The following is a 3,093-nucleotide window of genomic DNA, read 5'->3' as shown; positions in this document are numbered from 1 at the left end:
GGGTTCGGCAGGGTCCGGCCCACGGTGCGGGCGGCGTCGATCGCCCGACGCATCGCGTCGATCTCGGTCTGGCTGGCCACGGTGCTCCCGGGTTTGGGCTCACGACACACCGGGGACGGCTCGGATGACAGGCATCCCAGCTGCGTGCGCCTTCCATCCGGACTTTCACCGTCGGTACCGGAATTCCACCGGTTCAACCTCGGTCCGCACTCGGTTGAGCGTGGACCTCGGGTCGCGGACTTTCACCGCCGGTTCGGACTTGCACCGACCCCGGAGCACGCGAGCGTTTGCTCGTACGGGGAGAGTCTACCGGCTCAGTGACACGCGGCGGCGGCGGTCTCACGCAGCCGCTCGACCATGTCGCCGGGGTCGTCGGCGCTGTAGACGGCCGAGCCCGCGACGAACGTGTCGGCGCCGGCCTCGGCGCAGCGCTCGATCGTCTCGAGCGAGACCCCGCCGTCGACCTGCAGCCAGATGTCGCCGCCGACCTTGTCGAGCAGGGCGCGGGTGCGGCGGATCTTGGGCAGGCACAGGTCGAGGAACCTCTGGCCACCGAACCCGGGCTCGACCGTCATGATCAGCACCATGTCCAGCTCGGGCAGCAGGTCCTCGTACGGCTCGATCGGGGTCGCGGGCTTGAGCGCCATCGAGGCCCGTGCGCCCTGCGCGCGGATCTCGCGGGCCAGCCGGACGGGCGCCTTCGCGGCCTCGGCGTGGAACGTGACGCTCGAGGCACCGGCCTCGACGAACTGCGGCGCCCAGCGGTCGGGGTCCTCGATCATCAGGTGCGCGTCGATCGGCTGGGGCGCCGCCTTCGCGAGTGCCTCGATCACCGGCGCGCCCAGCGTCAGGTTGGGGACGAAGTGGTTGTCCATCACGTCCATGTGCAGGAAGTCGGCCGACGGGATCCTGGCCGCCTCCCCCGCCAGGTTCGCGAAGTCGGCGTTCAGCAGGCTCGGCGTGATGCGCATGGGGCGAGCGTAGCGATCAGGCGCGGCGCAGCAGCGCGAGGTACATCGCGTCGGTGCCGTCGGTGTGCGGCCACCAGTGGTGCTCGGACTCGAGGGACACGTCGGCGCGGTCGGCGAGGACGGCGTCGACGACGGCACGCGTCTCGGCCGGCAACGGCGAGCAGGTCGCGTAGCCGACCACTCCCCCGGGGCGCACCAGGTCGACCGCACGGGTCAGCAGCTCGCGCTGCAGGGCAGCCAGGGCGGGGACGTCGCCGGGCTTGCGGCGCCAGCGTGCCTCGGGACGGCGCCGGAGGGCACCCAGCCCGGTGCACGGGGCGTCGAGCAGGACGCGGTCGAACGACTCCTCCTCCCACGGTCCCTGTCGGCCGTCGTGCACCGTGACCTCGACGTTCCTGAGCGCCTTCACCGACTGGCGCACCAGCTCGGCGCGGTGCGGCTGCATCTCGTTCGCGACGAGCATGGCGCCGCGCTGCGCGGCCAACGCGCCGAGCAGGGCGGCCTTGCCACCGGGACCGGCGGCGAGGTCGAGCCAGTGCGTGTCGTAGCCCTCGAGCGGCGCCTCGGCGGTGGTGATGGCGACCATCTGCGAGCCCTCGTCCTGCACGCCGGCACGTCCGTCGCGCACGGCCGGGACGAAGCCGGGGTCTCCCCCGCCGGTCATCACGCGGGCGTATGGGCTGAGCCGGCCCGTCTCGCCGGGCAACGACCGCGGGTCGACCAGTCCGGGACGGGCGACGAGCGTGACGTACGGCGGGATGTTGTCGGCCTCGAGCAGGTCCTCGAGCTGATCCGGCCCGACGGCCTGCTCGAGCGCCTCGACGACCCATTTCGGGTGCGAGTAGCGCACCGCCAGCGCGTCATGGCGCCCCAGCCCGGCGGTGACCTCGTTGACCCACATGCCGAGGTCCTTGCGACCGATCTTGCGCAGGACGGCGTTCGTGAAGCCGACCGGCTTGTGCCCGATCCGGCGACGCACCAGGTTCACGGTGGTGTCGACGGCGGCGTGCGGGGGCACGCGCATCGCCAGCAGCTGATGGGCACCGAGCCGCAGCGCGTCACGCACCGCGGGATGCACCGTGCTGGTGGCCACGCTGTCGATGATCGCGTCGTACGTGCCCTGGTGGCGGATCGTGTTGTGGGTCAGCTCGGTGGCGAGCGCGGCGTCGCGGTCGGACAGGCCGCTGAGCAGCGTCGGCAGCAGCAGGTTGACGTACACCTCGCGCGTGCGGACGGCCGACATCACGTCGAACGCGACCTCGCGGGGGTCGGTGATGGCGCTCATGCGAACGTCACCTCCGTCGAACCGCCGAGGCCTCGGCCCCAGTCGGCCGCGGGCATCGCCTTCTTCCCGTGGGGCTGGACCTCGCCCAGGACGACGTCGGTGGTGGCCGTGCCGACACGCACCTCACGCTTGCCGATGGCGGCGACGCCCGGCGCCAGGGTGGACTCCTCGGCGATCGAGAGCGGGCCGACCTTGAGGCGGGCCCCGTCGACCTCGGTCCAGGCACCCGGCGCGGGGGTGCACCCACGGATCTGGCGGTCGATCGCGAAGGCCGGCCGTTTCCAGTCGATGCGCGCGTCGTCGGTGGTCAGCTTGTGCGCGTACGAGACGCCGTCCTCGGGCTGCGAGATCGCCCCGATGTCGCCGTCCTCGATGTGGTCGACGACGTCGACCACCAGCTTCGCGCCCTCGTCGGACAGGCGGTCCAGCATGGTGCCGGTCGTGTCGCCCTCGAGGATCCGCTCGGTGATCGTGCCCAGGACGGGACCGGCGTCGAGCGCCTCGACGAGGCTGAACACCGTGGCGCCGGTGACCTCGTCGCCGGCCATGATCGAGCGCTGGACCGGAGCGGCGCCGCGCCACGCGGGCAGCACGGAGTAGTGCAGGTTGATCCAGCCGAACTCCAGCGCGTCCAGCACGTCACGGCGCAGCAGCGCGCCGTAGGCGACGATCACGCCGAGCCGAGCACCCGTGGCGGCGAGCTCCTCGAGGAACGCGGGATCGGACGTGGAGGTGGGCTTGAGGACGGGGATGCCGTGGGCCTCGGCCGCGGCGGCGACGGGCGACGGCTGCAGCGACCGTCCGCGGCCGACCCGAGCGTCCGGGCGCGTGACGACG

At 72.5% G+C, this 3,093-nt stretch carries 3 protein-coding genes and 1 riboswitch; all 3 genes read right to left on the bottom strand.

Annotated elements, in window-relative coordinates:
- Positions 1–140: 140 nt before the first annotated feature.
- A riboswitch (FMN riboswitch) is annotated at positions 141–283 on the bottom strand.
- Between the two features lie 31 nt (positions 284–314).
- Positions 315–971, bottom strand: a complete 657-nt coding sequence (rpe, locus tag RT323_RS16445) for a ribulose-phosphate 3-epimerase (RefSeq protein ID WP_313410352.1) — start codon at positions 969–971, stop codon at positions 315–317.
- A gap of 16 nt (positions 972–987) precedes the next feature.
- Complete coding sequence (locus tag RT323_RS16440) at positions 988–2,256, bottom strand: RsmB/NOP family class I SAM-dependent RNA methyltransferase (protein WP_313410350.1); 1,269 nt, start codon at positions 2,254–2,256, stop codon at positions 988–990.
- A partial coding sequence (gene fmt, locus RT323_RS16435; protein ID WP_313410348.1) for a methionyl-tRNA formyltransferase occupies positions 2,253–3,093 on the bottom strand: 841 nt, incomplete at its 5' end. The genes RT323_RS16440 and fmt, both read right to left, overlap by 4 nt.

The organism is Aeromicrobium sp. (assembly GCF_032084975.1).
Classification (GTDB): Bacteria; Actinomycetota; Actinomycetes; order Propionibacteriales; family Nocardioidaceae; genus Aeromicrobium.
The sequence above is the reverse complement of the archived record's forward strand: the minus strand, read 5'-3'. Positions and strand labels throughout refer to the sequence as shown.